Here is a 23,381-nt window from a genome sequence, read left to right as displayed (position 1 = left end):
CATGCTTCAGTAACTCATATTTACGCTAGAGCTAAACAAATATCTAGCTAAATTTCAATATAGATTGTGCTGTTTCAGTAATCTATTTTTTTTACACCGATATGATTGGATACAACTATGTCCGTTTTAGGTAACACTACATCACGCGAAATCAAAAAATCATCCAAACTCGAGCATGTATGCTACGACATTCGCGGACCTGTGTTACGAGCGGCCAACGAGATGGAAGAAGCCGGACATAAAATTATTAAATTGAATATCGGCAACCCCGCCCCATTTGGCTTTGAAGCACCGCAAGAAATTATTAACGATGTCGCGTTAAATCTACCCAATGCAGTGGGCTATACCGACTCCAAAGGTATTTTTCCCGCACGTAAAGCCATTTGCCAGTATTACCAGCAAAAAGGCATTCTTGATATGCACGTGAATGATGTGTATATCGGCAATGGGGTTTCCGAACTGATTGTGATGGCCATGCAAGGCTTGCTCAATGATGGCGATGAAATGCTGGTGCCAATGCCTGACTATCCCTTATGGACGGCTGCGGTAAATTTATCTGGTGGGACGGCCATTCACTATAAATGTGATGAAGAAAACTATTGGTATCCCGACATTGCCGATATGGAACGTAAAATCACGCCCAATACGCGCGGTATTGTGATTATCAATCCCAACAATCCAACCGGTGCTGTCTATCCACGACATGTATTAGAACAAATCGTAACGTTGGCTAAAAAACACGACCTGATTTTATTTGCCGATGAAATTTACGATAAAATTATTTATGACGGTATTGAGCATGTCTCGGTCGCTGCGCTTGCCGGTAATCAGCTGTGTATTTCGTTTAATGGGTTATCTAAAGCCTATCGTATTGCCGGTTTCCGTTCGGGTTGGATGGCTATTACTGGCGATAAATCACGAGCAATGGACTACATTGAAGGTTTAGATATGTTGGCCTCTATGCGTTTATGCGCCAACCATCAAGCACAATATGCCATTCAAACGGCTTTGGGCGGCTATCAGTCGATTAACGATTTAATCCGTCCGGGCGGTCGCTTATATGAACAGCGTAATATTGCGTGGGAAATGCTGAATGACATTCCGGGTGTTTCGTGCGTAAAACCAGAAGGTGCGATGTATTGTTTCCCGCGTCTTGATCCTGAAATTTATCCGATTCAAGATGATGAAAAACTCATGCTCGATCTGTTGCGTGCGGAAAAAGTTTTATTGGTGCAAGGCACTGGCTTTAACTGGCCCACACCTGATCACTTCCGCGTGGTATTTCTACCGGCTGAAAATGAATTACGCGAGGCGATTAGTCGTTTAAGCCGTTTTCTTGCAAAAATGCGCTAATGTCTCACATAAAAAACCGCGTTCTTTAACGCGGTTTTTTATGTTCTGTATTTTCTATTTAAAATTGCAACTTTAGTCAATATTTTGACGTTTATGTTCTGAACCATGAAAAATACAGAACCGCTCGGGCTACTTTTTTATGCATTCTCATGCTATCAAAAAATCTCCACGCATGTTAATTACTATGGTTAATCAACACTAAATAACGGCGAGCATAAGGATGTCCTCGAACAATATTAAACTGAGTATTTTTTTGTGCCTAAGTATGTGCCTTGGGATTGGCATTTTGCGGTTTTCTTATACTGCCTTATTGCCCACCACGCGTGATGCTTTTGGTTGGAGTCTGAGTTTTGCCAGCATCTTGGGCAGTGCCAATTTACTTGGCTATCTGATCGGAGCTTTTTTAGCCATGCGTTTACCCCAAAATAAAATAATGGCACAGGCTATTCAAACAGCTGCCGTTGCTGGCATGATCAGTTTATTTTGTTGTGCATTTTCAGGCTTGAGTGAAGCTTGGTATATTTTTTGGCGTGTACTGTCTGGAATCAGTGGGGGTTTATTAATGATTCTATCGCCAAGCGTGGTGGCGCAGTGCTGTGATCTTCAAGATCGCTTTAAAATTAACTTTATTGGCTTTAGTGGTATTGGCATGGGCGTATTACTGGCGACCTTGTTTTTACCCTATTTAGATCGAATCTCCATCCAAAGTGCATGGCTAATTTTATGCGGATTTGCCTTCATTATTTGTATCATTATGCATCTTTTACTCAAGCCTTTTAAACAGCGTCTATCCGCGCAAAATATACAAACTAAAACAGCATTACCTTTAAATGCATTGTTCTATAGCTTATTGCTGGTCTATGCCTGTAGTGCCTTTGCCTATATCCCGCATTCCTTGTTTTGGATTGACTACTTAAGCCAAGAACAACAACTCAGTTTATTTTGGATAAACTTAAATTGGGTTTTATATGGCTTAGGCAGTGCTTTCGGGGCTTTTTCAGCGTATTTATTGGCCAGAAAGTTGGGTAATTTTACCGCGCTTCGCCTGTTATATAGCGTCTATATTGGTGCTATTTTTATTGCCGCGCTTAGTCCAATGACCGTTTTAACTTTGGCCTCCTCTTTTTTAACCGGCCTACTCAATCCAGCAGTGGTGTTTTTAACCTCTTACACCATTTTGCAGATTTATGGTCTGGCTTATAAAAAACTTTGGAGCATCGCCACCTTATGTTTTGCCGCTACACAATTAATAGGCGGTTTAAGTTTTAGTGCATTACAGCATTTTGCAGTGACCTATCAGCAACAGTTTAGTTTAGCGGCATTGGTTTTATTATTCGGTACATTGCAACTGTTTTGGTTTACCCGAAGTCATGCTTATAAAAGTACGCCACAAACTTAAAGCGAAGCTGTGGATAAATATGGATAAGGATTAATTGCGCCCTGTCCATTTAAATACAGACCATAATGCAGATGAGGTGGAGTGGTTTTGGCATTGCCACTATTGCCTACATATCCAAGAACTTGACCCACTTCTACCCAATCCCCTACTTGAATCTGCTCAGCATAATCATCTAAATGGGCGTAATAATGCCGAGTTAAATCAGGCCCTATAATCCAAACCACTTTCCCACCTAAAGAATCTAGCCCGACTTTCGCCACTATGCCTTGCGTGGTGCTGAGCACTGCTGTTCCGCGTTTGGCAAAAATATCAATTCCTTGATGTTTTCGTCCCTCACTGCGCGCTGCACCCCACGTATCTTGAATTTGACGCGGCTTGATATCTTGAACGGGCATTGGAAGCTGCTGGGGTAGCGCTGTTTGTTGCAATTGCATATATAAAACAGGATAGCGTAGACCTGCCGACTCACCAGAAGCTGGTGGCTGACAGCCAGACAAGAGCATCAGGCTGAATAATAAAACCAAACTGTGCCTAATTTTAAAGGGTTGAGGGTGCATTGAATTTTATCTTTGATTTAAATGAATTATATTTATATTTTAACCCGAATCGCGGATAAGAAATTGACTTGAAAAATAGGAGGACTAGAGCCATCAGTTGAGTTACGACACCAAACCTAAAGCCCTAGTCCTGATGTTTAATAGTACCGAATTATTCTGCGTAATTGATGATTTCTTTCTTAAATTTGAAGCTACTTATTGGGAATTTCTTAAACAAAGCAAGCACTGTTTAAGAATCAGAAATGCACAACTGACGATCTCGGAAATTTGTTTTATTGCCATTTGGTATAAATGTTCTCACTTCAATAATTTCAAAGCCTTTTTCTCATGGTTGAAGCAGGATAAAAGTCATTTATTTAAAAGCTTACCCTGTTATCAACGAGTGATTCACCTGATCAATATGCATCAATTGGCACTACATGCTTTACATGTGGCGATGATGAAAGGTCAATGTAATCAATATCTATGGATTGACTCAACGACGCTACCCGTCTGTAAAAATCAGCGCATTCAACGTCATAAATCATTAGCCAAAATTGCATCTCGTGGCAAAAGCTCGATGGGTTGGTTCTATGGCTGCAAGTTACATCTTGTGATGAATGAATTTGGCGAGATTGTAAACTCAGCTTTATCCAATGGGAATATCGCTGATATTAAAATGGTTGAACAATTGGTTGAAGGCTTCGAAGCAAAGCTTTATGCGGATCGTGGCTATATCAGCCAAGATTTAAAAAGCAAATTAAAAGAACAAGGTGTTGATTTGATTACTTATCACCGAAAGAATATGCAGTCTATTCAACTATCTGCATCAGATGAATATCACTTAAAACAGCGTAATAAGATAGAAACGTTATTCAGCTTATTAAAAGGACAATACAACTTAGTGACGAGTAAAGCTCGAAGTATTCATGGATTTCTAAGTGGAATTTACGCATCACTATGTGCCTATCAATTAACTCATCGCAATAAGCCAACAATTCAAATTATGGAATCATTGGCTTAGGCAGGATTCGGGTTATTCTATGATTAGACTCTGCTTAAAAATACTTTTTTGTGTAATCTAATTTTTGGTGGTTTATATTGGGCACTATATTTTTAATTGTTCTGCTCGATAACTATCCAAATAAAAAACCCGCAATAAATGCGGATTTTCTTTAAACCAGCTGAAGTGAATATTACTGCTCCATATTCTCAATGATTGCCTGACCAAATTCAGAACAACGCAGCAATGTTGCATCTGGCATTAAACGCTCAAAGTCATAGGTTACCGTTTTGGCAGCAATCGCACCGGATACACCGGTAATGATCAAATCAGCCGCTTCACTCCAACCCATGTCACGCAGCATCATTTCAGCAGAAAGCACAATTGAACCAGGATTAACTTTATCTTGACCGGCATACTTTGGGGCAGTACCGTGCGTTGCTTCATAAACTTGAATCGCACCTCCGATATTTGCACCCGGTGCAATACCAATCCCACCCACTTCAGCCGCCAGTGCATCTGAAATATAGTCACCGTTTAAATTCAGTGTGGCAATGACTGAGTATTCAGCAGGACGCATTAGAATTTGCTGTAAAAATGCATCGGCAATTACATCTTTAATCACGATTTCTTTACCGCTCTTCGGGTTCTTAATACTGACCCACGGACCACCATCAATCAGTTTTCCGCCAAAACGCTCGAGTGCGACTTCGTAACCCCATTCTTTAAACGCACCTTCGGTATACTTCATGATGTTACCTTTGTGCACCAAAGTCACACTGGGCTTATCATGATCAATTGCAAACTGAATGGCTTTACGCACTAGACGTTGTGTGCCTTCTTTTGATACAGGTTTAATTCCAATGCCACAGTTTTCTTCGAAACGGATTTTCGTGACGCCCATTTCTTCTTTTAAGAATTTAATAATTTTTTTAGCTTCTACAGAACCTGCTTTCCACTCAATACCAGCATAGATATCTTCTGAGTTTTCACGGAAGATCACCATATCCGTTAGTTCAGGATGATGAACCGGTGAAGGCACACCTTCAAACCAACGTACTGGACGTACGCAAACATACAAATCTAATTCTTGACGTAAGGCCACATTTAAAGAGCGCATACCGCCGCCCACAGGCGTAGTCAATGGACCTTTAATTGAAACCACGAACTCACGTAGTGCTTCAAGCGTTTCTTCTGGCATAAACGAGCCATAAATTTTATCTGCTTTTTCGCCGCAATAGACTTCCATCCATTCAATCGAACGCTTGCCACCGTAAGCTTTTTGCACTGCAGCATCTACCACCGCTTTCATTACGGGCGTAATATCTACCCCAATACCGTCTCCTTCAATGAAAGGAATAATCGGATGGTTGGGCACATTCAATGACAAGTCTGCATTCACGGTAATTTTGTTACCGTCCACAGGAACTACGATCTTCTGATAACCCATAAGATAGGTTCTCCCTCATGTCGCTTGCAAATCTAAAAAAATAATTGCCAATAAGCAATACTTTCAACAGTTCTTAACGCATAATACTTTAATCGAATTTAAGTGTTTTTGAGATTTAGATGGGAAATAACAACATTTCTCCATAAAATAAGCTCAGCTTTTCCAAAATTTATCATTAGCGAAGTAGTCATTTTCTATGAAAATCGTCATTCTTAATAAACCCTATGACGTTCTCTCCCAATTCCGTGCCGATGAGAAACATCAAACCATGGCTGATTTTACTCAAGACCCCGATCTTCGTATCGCAGGTCGTCTTGATTTAGATTCAGAAGGCTTGATGTTCTTAACCGATCACGGTGGTTTGAACCAATTCATCACCAACCCAGCCAGCAAAAAGTTTAAAACTTATGTGGTTCAGGTTGACGGCGACATTACTGAAGAAGCCCTTGAGCAACTTCGTAAAGGCGTAGAGCTAAAAGATGGTATCACTTTACCTGCCACAGCAAAAAAAGTGGATGAACCAGATTGGTTATGGGAACGTATTCCTCCTGTTCGTTTCCGTGCTTCTGTTCCAACCTCATGGGTAGAAATTTCAATTTGTGAAGGTCGTAATCGCCAAGTGCGTCGCATGACCTCCGCGGTAGGCTTCCCGACTTTACGTTTAATTCGTACGCAAATTGGTACGATTAGTCTGCTCAAACTCGGTTTACAACCGGGTGAACAAATCGAAATTGAACCGTTACTTTATCCTGACTTTAAAGATGTTCCTGCGGATAAACCGTATGAAGGTCGCTCGTTTGCGAAAAAGACTACCGGTAAAAAACCGCATTTCTCAATTGCCAAAGACAAAGCACGCGAAGAAAATGGTGAAGCACCAATTAAAGCCAAACGTAAGCTCGGTGGCGGTACACCGCGTATTTGGCAAATGGATGATGCGGATAAGCCACGTCGTAAGACCAATGGTACAACACGTCCAAACACCAAAACCCCGCGTGGTCGTCGTCAACGCTAAGCACTAGATTTTAAAAAAACCGCAGCCTTGTACTGCGGTTTTTTATGCAAAAAATAAAAGTTCAGGCGCGTAATTCACTCATCTATTCCATCAAATTTATTTGATGAGATGTATTCTCTTAGCGAAAAAATATGACCTTCAATTCACCTGATAAAAAATGAAAAATCATCTATTAAGCTGAATCTTCCGTAACAATTTCATCTTTATATAGATTCAGAATCTAAGCCAGCAGCACGGCGTAACATCGATTGCACTTTTTAAAGGAAAATTTACCTGCTATAAATTAGCAGCGAAAAAAAGCCGGCGCATATGCACCGGCTTTTCACATCAATTACTGACTAGATCGTCAGTAGCATCAACTGATCAAACTTGAGCAGCAGCAAGAACAGTATTGAATGTCGCACTCGGACGCATGACGGCATTTACCTTGGCTTGATCCACCACATAGTAACCACCAATATCCGCAGGCTTACCTTGCACTTCTGCAAGTTCAGCAACGATTTTCTGCTCGTTTTCAGCCAATGCTTTTGCAAGCGGAGTAAACTTGGCTTTTAACTCAGCATCTTCGTCCTGTGCAGCAAGTTCTTCCGCCCAATACTTGGCCAAATAGAAGTGACTGCCACGGTTGTCAATCTCGCCAGTACGGCGTGATGGTGACTTATCGTTGTCTAGTAATTTACCAGTCGCTTGATCGAGTGTTTTTGACAGCAATTTAGCGCGCGCATTATTTTCTTTAATGCCCATTTCTTCTAAAGAAACCGCCAATGCCATGAACTCACCCAGTGAATCCCAACGTAAGTGATTTTCTTCGACCAACTGTTGAACGTGTTTCGGCGCTGAACCACCTGCACCAGTTTCGTACATGCCACCACCGGCCATTAACGGCACGATTGACAACATTTTCGCCGACGTACCCAATTCCATAATCGGGAACAAGTCAGTCAGATAATCACGTAGGATATTACCGGTCACTGAAATGGTATCAAGACCACGTGCTACGCGTTCAAGCGTGTAACGCATTGCACGCACTTGAGACATGATTTGAATATCCAAACCAGTGGTATCGTGATCTTTCAGGTATTTCTCAACTTTCTTGATTAACTCATTTTCATGCGGACGGTACGGGTCAAGCCAGAAGATCGCAGGCATGCCTGAGTTACGCGCACGGCTGACCGCAAGCTTCACCCAATCACGAATTGGTGCGTCTTTGACTTGACACATACGCCAAATATCGCCTTCTTCCACGTTTTGCGACATCAACACTTCACCTGTTTCAAGGTCTGTGATGTTCGCTACACCGGCTTCAGTGATCTCAAAAGTTTTATCGTGTGAACCGTATTCTTCCGCTTTTTGTGCCATCAAACCGACGTTCGGTACGGTACCCATGGTCTTCGGATCGAAATTGCCATTCCATTTACAGAAGTTGATCATTTCTTGATAAATACGCGCGAAAGTTGATTCAGGCATCACTGCTTTACAGTCGTAAGGCTTGCCGTCAGCACCCCACATTTTACCGCCACCACGAATCATTGCAGGCATTGAAGCATCTACAATCACGTCATTTGGTGAATGGAAGTTGGTGATGCCTTTTGCTGAATCGACCATTGCAAGTGCAGGACGATGTTCCTGACATGCATGAAGATCTTCAATGATTTCTTCACGTACAGAAGTCGGTAAAGTTTGAATTTTTTCGTACAACACCGACATACCGTTATTGACGTTAATACCCAGCTCATCAAATAACTTACCGTGCTTTTCAAAGGCATCTTTATAATAAATCTTAACGCAGTGTCCAAAAACGATTGGATGCGAAACTTTCATCATGGTCGCTTTAACATGCAACGAGAATAAGATGCCCGCTTCACGGCAATCTTCAAGTTCTTTCTCATAGAATTCACATAGCGCTTTTTTGCTCATGAACATGGAATCGATGACTTCACCATCAAGCAATGCCAACTTCGGCTTAAGCACAATGCGCTCACCGCTGTTGGTGATTAACTCCATTTTCACATTGCGCGGACGATCTAGTGTCATCGACTTTTCGCCGTGATAGAAGTCGCCATGTTCCATATGTGAAACGTGCGTTTGTGACCACTCTTTCCATTCGCTCATTGAATGCGGATGTTTCTTAACGTAGTTCTTGACTGCAGCAGGCGCACGACGGTCAGAGTTACCTTCACGTAATACCGGATTCACGGCCGAACCAAGACACTTGCCATAACGGACTTTAAGCGCCTTTTCCTCTTCGGTGGTCGGATTTTCTGGATAGTCAGGAATAGCATAGCCTTTTGACTGGAGTTCTTTGATACACAAGATCAATTGGCCAACAGAGGCACTAATATTTGGGAGTTTGATAATGTTGGTATTTGGGTCTTGAGTAAGACGGCCTAGCTCCGCGAGGGTGTCTGGCACTTTTTGTTCGTCGCGTAAATAATCCGCGAATTCTGCAAGCACACGTACGGCTACAGAAATGTCAGTTTTAACGATCTCGACGCCAGCAGGCTTAGTAAAGGTCTCAATGATCGGCAGTAGCGAGTAAGTCGCCAACAGTGGCGCCTCGTCGGTCAATGTGTAAATGATTGTTGACTTTCCACCAGCCATATATAGCCCCTTGTGTTGAATTGAGTTTTGAGGGAGTGAGCTTATGGCCCAACCCCTGTGAACCGGTTGTGTTAAACCGATTTGCTTAAATAAAACCTTAAGATTATCGACTTTCACCGCCTTTCAGTCAACGTAAGATCGGTGATAACGACATTTCGCTACGAAATGACACATAGCGCATATTGCTTAAAAATGCTGATATTTTAATCAGAATGTCTTTTTTTTTGAAATATAGCCTCTTTTTAGCGCACAAACATTCACCAAATCGTATGAGCAATGCGCTAAAGCCAGCCTAATGAGGATCTACTGAAACAGCAAAGCTCAACTGGCTACGAACACCAGACAGGTTTAATCAATAGACCCGATCAAAAAAGCTTCGCATACCTATCATCCACCATGCAGCCAAAGCCTAAACTGCAATGTTGCGGCGCATGATGAAGCACCACATTAAAAACTGTCGTGATGAACTATTTTTTATGTCACCATCAAGGATCGATTAACGTCTTTTATGTATATCGCGCATCGAGCCGATTTTATCAGCGTAAATGTGCTGTCCATACAAAAGACTATTCAATCGGAAAGAACAAACGAAATACCACACCTTGTGCAGAATTCTCCACCGAAGCCGTGCCCTGATGTAAATGCATAATCGATTGCACTATGGCTAAGCCCAGACCTCCAGTGCGTGCATGCGCATGGCGACTGACATCGACTTGATAGAATCGATCAAACAAAGAGTTTAAATGCTGCTCGGCAATAAATACATCATGGGTCAGCACGTTAATTTCCAGCTGTGCTGCATGCTGTTCAATGGCAATGCTTATTTTACCATTGTGCAAACCATAATCGATGGCATTAATCATCAGATTGGATAAGGCACGTTGCAACAGTTGCATATTTGCCCATACCTGTACCTGTTTTGCTCCGGTAATTTGCACAGTGATATTTTTATCTTCCGCCACAAATTCAAAATAATCCAGTAAATGAGACAGCACCTCATCGATGGGTACTTGCTGCTTTTCAAGCGTCGATTGACCTTGTTCAGAACGGGCAATAAACAACATATTTTCAATCATTTTGGTCAGGCGATCATATTCTTCTAAATGCGAATATAACAATTGCTCGAGCTCACCACTGCTGCGCGGTTGCGATAAGGTAATTTGAGTTTGCCCAATTAAATTATTTAATGGCGTTCTCAATTCATGCGCAATATCTTCAGAAAACTGCGCCAATTGCTGATAACTGCCTTGGATTTTATCCAACATTTCATTCATGGCTTGACTGAGTTGTTGCACCTCTAAGCTATTCGACTCAAGTGGTATCCGATGTGATAGTTTCTGAGCATTTATTTGTCGAGTCTCTAAAATAAGTGAACGTATGGAACGCAATAAATAGTGTCCAACCCACCAGCCCAATGCACTTAAAATCAATACGCCCAACACACTATTTAAAATGAGTTTCCATACATAGTCTTTGAGAATGCTCTGCATGGGTGCCAGTTGTTTACCGGCAATCAATTGATAAGACTGACCTTCAAAATGCACCGTTTTATACGCCAAACGCGTGGTGGCTTGACGTGCTTGGTTGTCAGTGAATTGTACTTGCGCAGAATATGGCAATGTTGGTAATTGAATATGCAGTGGATTAATCTGAATTAAATTGCGCTGCGAATTATTTAAAATCAGTAAGCTGTCTTCCTGCCCCAGCATATTTTCATAGAGTTTGGGATGTTTGACTAAGATTTGAAAGGTTGCCGCATCATCTAAAAAAAGTTCAATGCGCTGAATACGCGCCGCTAAAATTTGATTTTGTTGTTCGCTCAACATCTGTTGCATATTTTGATACGACAGTCCGGCAATGCTCATAAAAACAATGCAGGAAATGAGTGTCAATGCCACGCTTAATCGCATTTCCAAACTCAAGCGTCGAAAAAAACTCATTCTAATAGACCCAATTTATACCCCATACCACGCACGGTTTGAATTAGTTTGGGATTAAACGGATCATCGACTTTGGCACGTAACCGTCGAATGGCGACGTCCACCACATTGGTGTCGGTCTGAAAATTAATATTCCATACCATTGAGGCAATTTGAGTTCGGGTTAAAACTTCCCCATGATGCTGCATGAGCAATTCCAACAACACAAATTCTTTACTGGTCAGCTCAATTTTTTGTTGATCGCGATATACCGCATGACTGAGACGATTAAGTATTAAGTTTTCAACTTGATAACAGTCTAATTCCGGCTGTGGAATACGTCTTAATAGGCTTTTCACGCGAGCCAATAATTCAATATAGGAAAAAGGTTTAATCAGATAATCATCTGCGCCCAGTTCCAACCCTTTAACACGGTCTAAGACATGATCTTTAGCCGTCAGCATTAGTACCGGAATTTTAGAAAAAGTGCGTAGCGTCTCTAACACGCCCCAACCATCTAATTTAGGCAGCATGACATCCAGCAACACCAAATCAAAAGATTGCTGTTGTAGCAGCGATAAGGCTTCTAAACCGTCACTGGCAATTGTACTGTGATAACCAGATTCATTCAGCCCTTGCGCCAAGAATTGGGCAATTTTGAATTCATCTTCAACAATTAAAATATTCATGCTGTATTTTAACGCTCGTTTATATCGCACAAGATTACAAAAGCGTAATGTGATTGTCATCTCTTGTTTGGAAAATATAGATTACATTAGTTGCTATAGATAAAAACGAATGTGTGAACCCGATGAAATTAATCACCTCGATATTTGCAAGCGCCTTGTTGCCACTACTTTTATCTCAAGTGGCACATGCCGAATTAAAAACTGAATATGTCATGAGCCTCGACATTGCCAATACATTAGCACGTAATGTAATGCAGTCCTGTCAGTCTAAAGCCGCGGCCGTGGTCGTGCTTGATCAGGGCGGTAATGTCATTGCCAGCCAACGTCATGAATCAGTTGGTCCACATAATTTAATTGCTGCACAGCGTAAAGCCTTTACTGCATATTCAAGTAAAAATAGCACACTGGATTTTATGCGAAATGCACAAAAAAACCCTGATGCACAAAATTTAAATACCCTACCTGAGTTGTTATTACTCGGTGGCGGTGTACCGGTGATGTATAAAAAACAACTTTTAGGCGCAGTGGGTGTGGCAGGTTCAGGTGGCTCAGAACAAGACCATAATTGTGCCAGCCAAGGTATTCAAACCACTTTAAATTCACTTTAATTTTATTTTAATTGAGACCATTATGATGAAAAGATTACTGTTAACTGCTGCAACCACACTGGTCGCAAGCTTAAGCTATGCTCAAAACCCACTCAGTGTGCATGTTTTAAATTTACAAGATGGCTTACCATCATCAGAAGTTAAAGTCAGCCTTGAAGAACAGAAAAATGGCAAATGGGTTCAACTTTCTCAAGCGACGACAAATGAGCAAGGACGTATTCCGGCTTTATATCCTGAAGGTAAGAAGTTAGAAAAAGGTATGTATAAAGTGACCTTTAAAACAGGTGACTGGTTTAAAGCGCACAAACAAAAATCATTCTTCCCTGAAGTTCCAGTAATTTTTGAAGTCGATGGTTCGGTCGAGCATTATCATATTCCGCTACTTTTAAGCCCATACGGTTATTCAACCTATCGCGGTAACTAAGTTTTCTGATTGAAATAAAGCTCACACATGTGAGCTTTTTTAATCGCGATAAATATAGCTGAGTAACAAGATGGGTTCTCAATCTGTACGGTAATGTTTATTCACGTGACAAAAAACTAATGACATGCAATCACACTAAAAATAGTAGTTCGTAAAACTGCTGATCATTTACTAAAAACAAGCGTATCTTTCTAGATTATAATTCGGCAAAATCAGCGCTGATCTCTGCATACATATGTATATGAAAATATTTTTTCTTGGTTTATTAACCATTTTTAGCTTATCCATGACCGGCTGTAAGTTGCTTAAAACACATACCATTAAATTAACCAGCTCACCTGTAGTGGTGAATAATAATATTGAGTTTGCCACCACCATCGGCTGGATTTATTTATCTACCACCAATTTAAGCCAAAAAGATCAAGAAATTTTGTTGGGTTTACACCCGTTTCAGTGCTTAGAAATCAAAAGTAGCCAAGATATGAATATACAAAATCGTCATGCATATTTTAATGATTTTAAATTTCGCACCTTGCTCGAAAGCCAACGCGAATGTCGAAAAATTAAAGTCAATCAACGCATCAGCATACGATAAGTAAAATTTATAAATAATTTATTTTTAAAAACAATAATTTAAAGACTTAATTGCTATTCATGCAATCACATTCGCATCAAAAAAAACAGAGCATCTAAATGCTCTGTTTTTGATTTCATATATCAATCAATTCTTAAGCCTTTAACCATTTATCAGCTTTGGCTTGATCTTCAACTTTAAGCTCAACTGTGGTTAAACTGGTTTCAGCCGCTTGAAGTTCAAATTGCATCAACTCATCACGGCGAAACGCATAAACACTATAAGTGCCGGCTTGTTTGACATATTTTGCTAACAATTTTTCAGAGGCTTTTAAGCCATCAATGGCAAGAATCACATCATTGGCAGAAAGACCGACTTTTGCCGCTGCACCGTCACGACGGGCAGTTTGAATCAGTACACCTTCTGGTTTATCCACGACTTTTAAACCAAACGGTAACGCTTGTTCATTTTTAAGTTCAAAAGAAAAACCAAACTCAGGTAATAATTGATCCAGCGGCAATTCATCGGTGGTATTAATCAGGTGATTAATCTGCTCCGCCCAATCTTGTCCAGTCAGCTCACGACACAAATCAAAAATAGTCCGCTCACTAACCTGAATGCCCTGTTGTGCATTTTCATACAGCTTACGCATTAAGGCATCTAAACTTGAACCACGTAAACGTAAGCCCAAGTCCAAACACAGCGCCACTAAACAGCCCTTATTATAATAGCTGGTACCGGCATTATTGGTGTTTTCATCCGGACGATAAAATTTTACCCATGCATCAAAACTCGACTCTGCCACGGTTTGAACAGTACGACCCGGATTTTGCAAATAACGCTCAATTTGTGCTTTAAGCAAAGTCACATAACTTTCTTGATTGATCACGCCGCTACGCAGCAAAATCAAATCGTCATAGTAGGAGGTAAAGCCTTCAAAAATCCACAATAAAGAGGTATAGCCTTCTTTATTTAAATTATAGTGGGCAAAATTTTCCGGTCGAATAAACTTCACTAACCAAGAATGGAAATATTCATGGCTGCATAAACCCAAGAATCGTTGATACTCTTTAGAGGGTTCTAAAAGCTCATCGGCTTGTGGCAAGTCATCACGCGGAGTAATTAAACTGGTGCTATTGGGATGCTCTAAACCGCCATAGCTGTTGCCGGTTGCCATGGTCATAAAGGTATAATTTTTAAAAGGTGCAGAACCAAACATGGCAATTTCTGTACCACAGATTTTTTCTAAATCTTGCTGCATACGCGCAGCATTCATCGCGTGTTTGCCAGAAATCACGAATTCATGTGCAATACCGGCGGCTTCAAAGCTAAAACGACTTTGCTCGGCCAACTCAAAGGGTGCATCAATTAGCTCTGCATAGTCTTTGGCTTTTAAGGTATAACGGCCGCTAACGAAGCTTTTATGTGGTAAGCCTGTCGCCAATTGAAAATGTTTAAGCTCGGGCGGCAAGAATATTTCCACTTCAATCGCTTTATCTTCTTGACCGTCTAAACCAAGACAGACACAGGCAGGATTAACATATAAACGGCTTTGGTCAACATAAGCACCGCGCACGGATAAATCATAGGCATAGACATCATATTCAACCGTAATCAATTCATGATCGGTATTAAACAAACGCCATTTATTCTTTTCAAATTTACTAATTTGTAAAAGACGCCCATCTTCATCATAAGCTTTAACTGACTCAAGATGTTTGGAGAACTCGCGAATAAGGTAACTTCCCGGAATCCAAGTTGGTAACGATAACACTTGCGTCGGGTCGGCTAAAAAGCGCAGTGTCACGTGAATTAAATGCTGACGATAGTCGTCAAATTCGATTTGATAATGCAACATAATGATTGATACAAAATAAAAAAGAGAACTTGGCAATTAGCTTAGCATTTTTTCACAAAGCAATGCAGAACTGTCGCTATTGTCTACAATTCTGACTAGCCATTCGGTAAAAAAAAGCATAGCATGCCCCCATATTTTTTGTATTTTTACGCCAATGGATTGGCGGTTAAAGGAACATCATTGAAAGCTGTCATCTACCTTATCATATCGCTTAGTTTCTTCTGCTCGACACTTGTTAATGCCGCACTCTTAAACCTTGTTCCAGAGAGTGTGGAAGCGCAAGCATGGACTATTCTAGATACGCAATCTGGACAAGTCATTGCCGAACACAATAGTCATGTGCAGCGCGCACCGGCCTCATTAACCAAAATGATGGTGGCCTATATCACCTTAAAAGAAATTCAAGCGGGTCGTTTGCGTAAAGATGAAATCTTAACCGCCACACCGGTGGTTAGCACCGTGATGTGGGATGAGTCGCAGATGTATCTCAAAGCCGGTGAGCAAATTTCAATTGATCATCTGCTGGCAGGTTTAGTGGTGATGTCTGCCAATGATGCCGCAGTGACTTTAGCCGAACGGATTGCCGGTGATGTGCCAAAATTCGTAGCGCGCATGAATCAAGAAGCAAAAGCGCTGGGCATGCAAGATACGCATTTTCAAAATCCCGCTGGCATTACCATGCCTGAACATTATTCAACCGCAGCGGATTTAGCACGTTTAGGTCAGGCTTTGGTTAATCAAACGCCAGATTATTTAAATTACTCTAAACAACAGAGTTTTTCTTATAACAACCGCTTCCACAATGCCACCAATCGCCTGCTAAAACTCGACCCGACTGTTGATGGTTTAAAAACCGGCTTTACCAAAGCCGCCGGTTATAACTTGGCTTTAACCGCCAAGCGCCCAACCATGCAGCCAGATAGTCCTGAACGTCGCTTAGTGGTGGTGGTCATGGGCACACCCAGTGCCGCAAAACGTGCCGAAGTAGCCTACTCACTGATGAATATGGCCTATAGCTATACGCGTAATGAAGTGGCGATTAAAGACAAACAGCTGATTGCTGAATTACCGGTTATTAAATCCACCTTAAAGATGTTTAAACTTGAAAGCCCTAAACCGCAAATTATTACCACATCCCTTTATGATCAACCCTACGCCATAGATTTAAAAACTTATGATATGGTCAATCAGCGGATTATGCTCAATCGTGGTGATGGCATTATTCAAGCGATTGAACCATTACAAGAAACCCAAACCCACTTAAATGTCGAAATTAACCAAAAAACACTGACTGCACCGTTGGCTAAAATAATGCAATTGGCCACTGTACAGGTCTATCAAAATAACCAGTTGATTCAAACCATCAGCCTTGAAGACGACGTACGCATCGAAGAAGCCAATGTTTTACAAAAAATCATCTTTTGGTTTCAACAGCTGTTTACATTTTTCTCTAGTAATGAAGCTGAAGTTAAAACCTATCCACTGGGTTAATCGAACAAAACTTACTGACATTATGTAAGCTGTATAACAATCTTAACCAAAGCAATGAATTAAAGATGGCATATTGAGGCCATCTTTTTTTATCTTTAAAAATAACAAATAGGTTGAAAATGAAATCTCTACATAAAATAGTTATTGTCGGTGGTGGTGCAGGCGGTTTAGAGCTGGCCACGCGTTTAGGTCAAGCACTCGGCAAAACCGATAAAGCACAGATCACCTTGGTGGATCAGAAGCTTACCCATATTTGGAAACCGCTGTTACATGAAATTGCTGCCGGCACCCTCAATCCGCATAGCGAAGAAACCAATTATTTCGCCCATGCTGCTCAGCATCACTACACCTTTGTTTTAGGCAGCTTCAGCGCAATTGAGCCCAACAACAAACGAATCATGCTCAACACGCCATCTTCATCGAAAAGAAACTCAACAACAGACAGCATGTATTTAGATTATGACACCTTAATTATGGCGGTTGGCTCAACTTCAAATGACTTTAATACTGAAGGCGTGAAGCAACACTGTCATTTTCTGGATAGTCGTCAGCAAGCAGAGACATTCCAGCAAGATTTGCTGCATTTATATTTAGATGCACAAAATCAAAGTCAGCATCGCAGCTTAAACATTGCTATTATTGGCGCCGGTGCAACCGGTATTGAATTGGCGGCGGAACTGGTACAAGCCAAACAAAATTTCTTTCATTATGGTCTAAATAAAATTGATCCCAGAAATGTCAATATTACGGTGATTGAAGCTGCCGAACGCATTTTGCCTGCCCTATCCAAAACCAGTGCGCACAATACCATGCAGCAATTGAAAAAATTTGGTATTCAGGTGTTAACTCAACATCGTGTGGCCAAAGTCGACGCCGATACCATTTATTTTACCGATGGCAGCACGGTGCAAGCCGAAATTAAAGTTTGGGCAGCCGGTATTAAAGCGCCAGCGGTATTAGATGCTTTTAAAGGTTTTGAAAAGGATAATATTCAACGCTTAAAAGTATTTGCGACGCTGCAAACTGTATCAGACCCCAATATTTTTGCTTTTGGGGACTGCGCCCATTGCCAACTTGCCGCAGATGAGCCTGCACTTGGCCCACGTGCGCAAGTGGCCAGTCAGCAAGCCAACTTTTTAGTCGCTGCAATGAAAGCGCGCCTTCGAGGTAAAGCTCAACCGATGTTTAAGTTCTCAGATAAAGGCTCTTTGGTGTCGTTAAGTCAGCAAAATGCGGTGGGCGAACTTATGGGGCAAATCAATGTACAAGGCTTTGTGGCCAAGTCCATGTATGTGTCTTTATATCGCCTACATCAAGCCACAATTCATGGTTATGCACATGCCGGCGTGTTAACCGCTAAAGATTTTGTCACAAGAAAAATTGGACCGAAGATAAAATTGCATTGAAATTCTAAAAAACGTCCCTATTATTAGAAAAACGTCATAAAAAAGCGAGAAAACGTAGATTTTTGCTAAATAAGGTCTACAAAATCTGCTTTTCACTTTATGATGTACCCTTAAAAATTTGAATGGACCAATAACATGACTGCTATTGCAAATGACCTCGTGGTTTCTTTCCACTACACGTTGACAAACGCAGAGGGCGAAACTCTCGACCAATCACAAGGTGAACCACTTGCATATTTGCACGGTGCAGGTAACATCATCCCTGGTTTAGAAAATGCTTTATTAGGCAAAACTGTTGGTGAAAAATTCACAGTTAGTATTCCTGCGGCTGAAGGCTATGGCGAATACAATCCAGAACTCGTACAAGAAGTTCCTGCGCAAATGTTCCAAGGCGTAGACAACATTCAACCGGGTATGCAGTTCCAAGCACAAACTGATGACGGTGTTCAAGTTGTAACGGTTAAAGCAATTGAAGGCGACAACATTCTTGTTGATGCCAACTTCCCACTTGCTGGCCAAGATTTGACCTTTGACGTTGAAGTGATTGAAATTCGTGAAGCGTCTGCTGAAGAATTAGAACATGGTCATGTACACGGCGCAGGTGGTCACCACCACTAAGATCGTTATGATCAAAAAAAGGCAAAGTTTTTACTTTGCCTTTTTTATGGCTAAAAAAGATCACCGATTTCTTATTTTTGATTTAAATCACTTTAAGGGGCTTTAAAAAATCAAGCTCGAATCAACAGATATCCTTTAAAGCAGTAGCTATAAAAATGCTGCGTTTAATCCGCAGCATTTTAATCGATCCAAGATTATAAATAATCGCCTTCACGTTCTGGCTGATACAGCACTTTTTCAATTTTCACTTTCATTAAATGACCATCAGGCTGCGGCCATTCAATTTCCTGACCTTCAGCTAAGCCTAAAATGGCCGCACCAATCGGTGCAATGACATTCACTTGACCTTTATCACCGCGGAAATCATGCGGATAAACCAAAGTAATTTCCATGGCTTCAACAGCAGGTGCAATCACAATCAATACGCGCGCATTCATGGTGACTACATTTGCAGGGACATCTTGCGGAGCGACCACATCTGCACGCGCCAACTCATCTTCAAGATGCTCCATGGTCGGGCTGAGTTTAGCTTGATGATCCAGCATGGTTTCTAAACGCTGTAAATCTTGTTGTGAAATAATAATCGTGGGTTTAGCCATTTACCTGATTCCTTTGAACGAAAGATGTCATTACAGCAACAGCAAAATGATTTATATCTTTTATGAACTATTATTCTGTCATAGCAGAAATATAATATTTGAAGAATATGACTTTTAGATATCTATAAAAAAAGCCCCTTTTGAGGGGCTTTCTCAAGTTACTGGTTATTTTGCATAAACTGGGAATTTAGCACACACTGTTTCAACTTTTGCTTTAACCGCATCGATCACAGCTTCGTCGCCTTTAGCATCTAAGATGTCAGCAATCCAACCCGCCAAATCACGTACTTCAGCTTCGCCGAAACCACGTGTAGTAACTGCAGGTGTACCAATACGAATACCTGAAGTCACAAACGGAGAACGCGGATCATTTGGAACTGCATTTTTGTTTACAGTAATATGCGCTGCACCTAACCACGCATCTGCTTCTTTACCGGTCACATCTTGTTTAATCAGTGACAATAAGAACAAATGGTTTTCAGTGCCACCCGATACAATATCATAACCGCGAGCGATTAACACTTCAGCCATCGCTTTAGCATTTACCACCACTTGTTTTTGATATTCTTTATATTCTGGTGCCATTGCTTCTTTAAAGCAGATCGCTTTAGCTGCAATTGCATGCACCAATGGACCACCTTGGTTACCTGGGAATACAGCAGATTGCAGTTTTTTCTCAATCTCTGCATTTGCTTTGGCCAGAATTAAACCTGAACGTGGGCCACGTAGAGTTTTATGGGTCGTCGTGGTGGTTACATCGGCAATTTGCACTGGGCTTGGATAAACACCCGCTGCAACCAAACCTGCAACATGCGCCATATCAACAAATAAATAAGCACCCACTTTATCCGCAATTTCACGGAAACGTTGCCAATCTACAATTTGGCTATACGCCGAGAAACCTGCAACGATCATGCGTGGTTTGTGCTCTAAAGCCAAACGCTCTACTTCTGTATAATCAATTTCACCGGTTTCAGTGTCTAAACCGTACTGAATAGCATTATAGGTTTTACCTGAAAAGCTAACTTTTGCACCGTGAGTCAAATGACCACCGTGAGCAAGGCTCATGCCCAAAACCGTATCGCCTGGGTTTAACAATGCCAAGTAAACAGCCGCATTGGCTTGTGAACCCGCATGTGGTTGAACGTTTGCATAGTCAGCGCCAAATAATTCTTTAGCACGGTCAATAGCCAATTGTTCGATGATGTCTACATATTCGCAACCGCCATAATAGCGTTTACCAGGGTAGCCTTCCGCATATTTATTGGTCAGTCTTGAACCTTGCGCTTCCATTACTGCTGGAGAACAATAATTTTCAGAAGCGATTAGCTCGATGTGCGCTTCTTGGCGCTCATCTTCAGCAGTAATTGCTTTGGCTAATTCTGGGTCAAATTCAGAAATCGAGATATTGGCAAACATTAGCGAGGTCCTATAATTAGGGCTTTTAAGCCGTGCTAAGATTGGCGCGTATTGTAGCATGAAGTTTATAAATATCGAGAATGAACTTTGTTCAGTTTTAAATAAAAATAGCTCATGTTTAATTAAAAACATGAGCTATTTATGTCAATGCAAATTATGGAGTAGGTGTTGGCATCATCTCTTTAACATCATTCACGATATTATCAATATTTGAGGTATATGCGCTCGTATGATCCCAAAGCCCAATTCGATAATTTTTATCCTCTATAACCGTTCCATTGGATCTCGCCGAATTAACCAGTTTATCAGTGGCAACTTTAGGAACTGTAGTATCCAATTGACCCTGATAAATCTTAATCGGTGTAGTTACTTTCACTGTTAATGGTTGAGCCGTTTTGTTAATAAAAGTTGCCACCATAGGTACTTGCATAAAATTAGTCTGGGTTAGATAACCTGATAACGATGGATTAGTTGGGTATACCGCATCCATTTGTGCCGCAAACTTTCCACCTAATGGCGGAGCGCAAATCGTAGTTGCATCAGCCGCAGTGATTGCCGCCTCAGGCTGAAACACTTGTGTATACGTTGCGGGATTTAGTTGACTTTGCATACCTGCTACAATCAATGCAGCATAAGTATTTAATGATGCATATATGCCTATTTTATCAGCGGGAGCTAGAGTCTTCGCATACTCGGTACCAAAATCAAAAATCGTATCGAGATTAGAGGCCGGTGCAATAGCGATCGTTCCCTTATAATCAAGTTTTGCTCTTGACGCATATTGCGCAGCACCCAAAGCTGCATGCCCGCCTTGAGAGTGTCCCACCGTTACCCACTGGCGAGCAGTTTTTTTACCTTGTTTGTCTAAATAATTACGTGTTGCCACCACAGCATCGGTAATTGAATACGCCTCACTTTTTAGATTCAGGAATGGATGAGATTCTTTTCCGCTCGGTTCTCCCAAACCTTCATAATCTGGCGCTACCACCACATAGCCGGCTGCCAATAACTTTTGCAGAAGATATTGAGTACCATTTAAGCCTTGCTGACTTGGTGCACACTTATCGGCCACTCCAGTCGTTCCATGCGCCCATGCCACAATCGGCCAACCATTTGCAGGTTCAGGCGTTTTAGGCACAAATACCAAAGCGGTTGCCATGACTTCTTTATTATCGACCCCAAGCATTTTATAAGTCATTAACTGACTATCTGCCGCGGCTTCAGACATACCATCTGCGTCATACAATTCCACCCTTACCACTGGATCTTTTATAGTATTTACCGGAACATCATTACTCGGTGCCAAAGTGATTGAATTATCATTATCACTTCCGCAAGCAGTTAGAAAAAGCACGGAACTGGTCATTAACATTGTGAGCAATGTTTTTTTCATGTTTGTATTTCCTTATACATTTTTTGTTGTAATGAACTAAATTATGATCAATATCAATACCTTTATTTTTTAGTTTTCACAATAGATTTTAAAAATAAATATAAAACCATGCATGTAAATTGAACACCAAAAAATTACAAGATATTGTTTTTAAACAATAAATTAATAATATTTTATTTAAAATTCAAAAATCAGAAAAAAGTTACTTCTTGTTATTTGGCTATATATAGATGATATATATTTTAAAAAGTTGAATTTTTCTATATAGTGATGTGGATCTATGATTTTAGACCACGTCTATAAGTGATAATCTACTCCCCAATAAGCATGGGAAATGCTTGTTTCTGGAGTCAACCATGACACGAAGAAAACGTCGTAATCACTCAGCAGATTTCAAAGCTAAAGTTGCTCTCGCAGCAATTAAAGGCGACCACACACTCGCTGAGCTTTCTACTCAATTCGATTTACATCAAAATCAAATCATTGATTGGAAAAATCAACTGCTTGAGCAATCGATCAATATTTTTTCACGACCAACAGCACAACAAGAACCAGAGATTGATCTTAAAGCTTTACATGCCAAGATAGGACATCAGGCATTGCAAATTGATTTTTTAGAAGGTGCACTCAGAAAAACAGGGCAACTGAGCGGCAAAAAATGATCGATAAGACCCATCAACTTTCGGTACGACAACAATCGCAATTGATTCAAATCAATCGCAGCACGTTGTATTACAAGCCCAAAGAGATTTCATCAACTGATTTGAGTTTAATGCGTCTAATTGATGAAATTCACATCGACTACCCATTTATGGGCAGTCGAATGATACGAGACATGCTACAGCGTCAAGGATATCAAATAGGTCGGCGTAAAGTCCGACGTTTAATGCGCTTGATGAGAATACATGCCTTGTATCCAAAGCCCAATACCAGTAAGCCTAATCTTGCACACCGTATTTTTCCATATCTTTTGAAAAACATGGTTATAGATCACTCTAATCAAGTCTGGTGTACAGATATCACGTACAT

Annotated in this window: 19 protein-coding genes and 1 pseudogene; 11 read left to right on the top strand and 9 right to left on the bottom strand. The window is 40.9% G+C overall.

What is annotated here, in order from left to right:
* The first annotated feature begins 117 nt into the window (after positions 1-117).
* Both SE27_RS06300 and SE27_RS06295 read left to right on the top strand, forming a co-directional pair.
* Positions 118-1,353: a pyridoxal phosphate-dependent aminotransferase gene (locus SE27_RS06300; RefSeq protein WP_039621814.1), complete on the top strand. Its 1,236-nt coding sequence runs from the start codon at positions 118-120 to the stop codon at positions 1,351-1,353.
* A gap of 220 nt (positions 1,354-1,573) precedes the next feature.
* Positions 1,574-2,752 carry a YbfB/YjiJ family MFS transporter gene (locus SE27_RS06295; RefSeq protein ID WP_039621812.1) on the top strand — a complete coding sequence of 393 codons (1,179 nt, stop codon included), beginning with the start codon at positions 1,574-1,576 and terminating at the stop codon, positions 2,750-2,752.
* Here SE27_RS06295 and SE27_RS06290 read toward each other — a convergent pair.
* Positions 2,749-3,309 carry a M23 family metallopeptidase gene (locus SE27_RS06290; RefSeq protein WP_039621810.1) on the bottom strand — a complete coding sequence of 187 codons (561 nt, stop codon included), beginning with the start codon at positions 3,307-3,309 and terminating at the stop codon, positions 2,749-2,751. The two genes, SE27_RS06295 and SE27_RS06290, sit on opposite strands and share 4 nt — an antisense overlap.
* A 133-nt stretch (positions 3,310-3,442) precedes the next feature.
* Between SE27_RS06290 and SE27_RS06285 the strand changes: the two genes are divergently transcribed.
* Positions 3,443-4,312 (top strand): IS982 family transposase, encoded by an 870-nt coding sequence (locus tag SE27_RS06285; protein WP_039621808.1) that lies wholly within the window; start codon positions 3,443-3,445, stop codon positions 4,310-4,312.
* Between the two features lie 172 nt (positions 4,313-4,484).
* On the opposite strand, the gene icd is transcribed toward SE27_RS06285, so the two are convergent.
* Positions 4,485-5,741: an NADP-dependent isocitrate dehydrogenase gene (gene icd, locus SE27_RS06280; protein ID WP_039621807.1), complete on the bottom strand. Its 1,257-nt coding sequence runs from the start codon at positions 5,739-5,741 to the stop codon at positions 4,485-4,487.
* 196 nt (positions 5,742-5,937) lie between these two features.
* On the opposite strand from icd, the gene SE27_RS06275 reads away from it, so the two are divergent.
* Complete coding sequence (locus SE27_RS06275; RefSeq protein ID WP_039621805.1) at positions 5,938-6,753, top strand: rRNA large subunit pseudouridine synthase E; 816 nt, start codon at positions 5,938-5,940, stop codon at positions 6,751-6,753.
* Positions 6,754-7,116: 363 nt separating this feature from the next.
* On the opposite strand, the gene SE27_RS06270 is transcribed toward SE27_RS06275, so the two are convergent.
* The 3 genes from SE27_RS06270 to SE27_RS06260 form a co-directional block, all read right to left on the bottom strand.
* Complete coding sequence (locus SE27_RS06270; protein WP_039621803.1) at positions 7,117-9,354, bottom strand: NADP-dependent isocitrate dehydrogenase; 2,238 nt, start codon at positions 9,352-9,354, stop codon at positions 7,117-7,119.
* Between the two features lie 566 nt (positions 9,355-9,920).
* On the bottom strand, positions 9,921-11,294 hold the full coding sequence (locus SE27_RS06265; RefSeq protein ID WP_039621801.1) for a heavy metal sensor histidine kinase: 1,374 nt from the start codon (positions 11,292-11,294) through the stop codon (positions 9,921-9,923).
* Positions 11,291-11,962, bottom strand: a complete 672-nt coding sequence (locus SE27_RS06260; protein WP_039621799.1) for a heavy metal response regulator transcription factor — start codon at positions 11,960-11,962, stop codon at positions 11,291-11,293. The genes SE27_RS06265 and SE27_RS06260 overlap by 4 nt, the downstream gene beginning before the upstream one ends.
* A 122-nt stretch (positions 11,963-12,084) precedes the next feature.
* Between SE27_RS06260 and SE27_RS06255 the strand changes: the two genes are divergently transcribed.
* From SE27_RS06255 to SE27_RS06245, 3 genes are all read left to right on the top strand, one after another.
* On the top strand, positions 12,085-12,570 hold the full coding sequence (locus SE27_RS06255; RefSeq protein ID WP_052251712.1) for a GlcG/HbpS family heme-binding protein: 486 nt from the start codon (positions 12,085-12,087) through the stop codon (positions 12,568-12,570).
* 25 nt (positions 12,571-12,595) lie between these two features.
* Positions 12,596-12,994 (top strand): hydroxyisourate hydrolase, encoded by a 399-nt coding sequence (uraH, locus tag SE27_RS06250; protein ID WP_039623851.1) that lies wholly within the window; start codon positions 12,596-12,598, stop codon positions 12,992-12,994.
* A gap of 241 nt (positions 12,995-13,235) precedes the next feature.
* Positions 13,236-13,589, top strand: a complete 354-nt coding sequence (locus SE27_RS06245; RefSeq protein WP_039621797.1) for a hypothetical protein — start codon at positions 13,236-13,238, stop codon at positions 13,587-13,589.
* Positions 13,590-13,722: 133 nt separating this feature from the next.
* Here SE27_RS06245 and SE27_RS06240 read toward each other — a convergent pair whose 3' ends face one another.
* Complete coding sequence (locus tag SE27_RS06240) at positions 13,723-15,426, bottom strand: M61 family metallopeptidase (RefSeq protein WP_039621795.1); 1,704 nt, start codon at positions 15,424-15,426, stop codon at positions 13,723-13,725.
* A gap of 180 nt (positions 15,427-15,606) precedes the next feature.
* On the opposite strand from SE27_RS06240, the gene SE27_RS06235 reads away from it, so the two are divergent.
* From SE27_RS06235 to SE27_RS06225, 3 genes are all read left to right on the top strand, one after another.
* Positions 15,607-16,917 carry a D-alanyl-D-alanine carboxypeptidase PBP6B gene (locus SE27_RS06235; protein WP_039621794.1) on the top strand — a complete coding sequence of 437 codons (1,311 nt, stop codon included), beginning with the start codon at positions 15,607-15,609 and terminating at the stop codon, positions 16,915-16,917.
* Between the two features lie 119 nt (positions 16,918-17,036).
* Positions 17,037-18,323: an NAD(P)/FAD-dependent oxidoreductase gene (locus tag SE27_RS06230; RefSeq protein ID WP_039621791.1), complete on the top strand. Its 1,287-nt coding sequence runs from the start codon at positions 17,037-17,039 to the stop codon at positions 18,321-18,323.
* A gap of 135 nt (positions 18,324-18,458) precedes the next feature.
* Positions 18,459-18,941: an FKBP-type peptidyl-prolyl cis-trans isomerase gene (locus SE27_RS06225; RefSeq protein WP_039621789.1), complete on the top strand. Its 483-nt coding sequence runs from the start codon at positions 18,459-18,461 to the stop codon at positions 18,939-18,941.
* A 194-nt stretch (positions 18,942-19,135) separates the two neighbouring features.
* On the opposite strand, the gene rnk is transcribed toward SE27_RS06225, so the two are convergent.
* The 3 genes from rnk to SE27_RS06210 form a co-directional block, all read right to left on the bottom strand.
* The gene (gene rnk, locus SE27_RS06220; protein ID WP_039621787.1) at positions 19,136-19,540 is read right to left on the bottom strand and encodes a nucleoside diphosphate kinase regulator; all 405 of its coding nucleotides are present in this window, start codon (positions 19,538-19,540) and stop codon (positions 19,136-19,138) included.
* 165 nt (positions 19,541-19,705) lie between these two features.
* Positions 19,706-20,959, bottom strand: coding sequence for a serine hydroxymethyltransferase (glyA, locus tag SE27_RS06215; RefSeq protein WP_039621785.1), 1,254 nt, complete (start codon positions 20,957-20,959; stop codon positions 19,706-19,708).
* A 154-nt stretch (positions 20,960-21,113) separates the two neighbouring features.
* A complete protein-coding gene (locus SE27_RS06210; RefSeq protein ID WP_039621783.1) occupies positions 21,114-22,352 on the bottom strand; it encodes an alpha/beta hydrolase family protein in 1,239 nt (412 codons plus the stop codon).
* Positions 22,353-22,708: 356 nt separating this feature from the next.
* Here SE27_RS06210 and SE27_RS13645 point away from each other — a divergent pair.
* Positions 22,709-23,381: pseudogene (locus tag SE27_RS13645) on the top strand (IS3 family transposase); the annotation flags it as partial.

This window comes from Acinetobacter harbinensis, assembly GCF_000816495.1.
In the GTDB taxonomy this organism is placed as follows: domain Bacteria; phylum Pseudomonadota; class Gammaproteobacteria; order Pseudomonadales; family Moraxellaceae; genus Acinetobacter; species Acinetobacter harbinensis.
The sequence above is the reverse complement of the archived record's forward strand: the minus strand, read 5'-3'. Positions and strand labels throughout refer to the sequence as shown.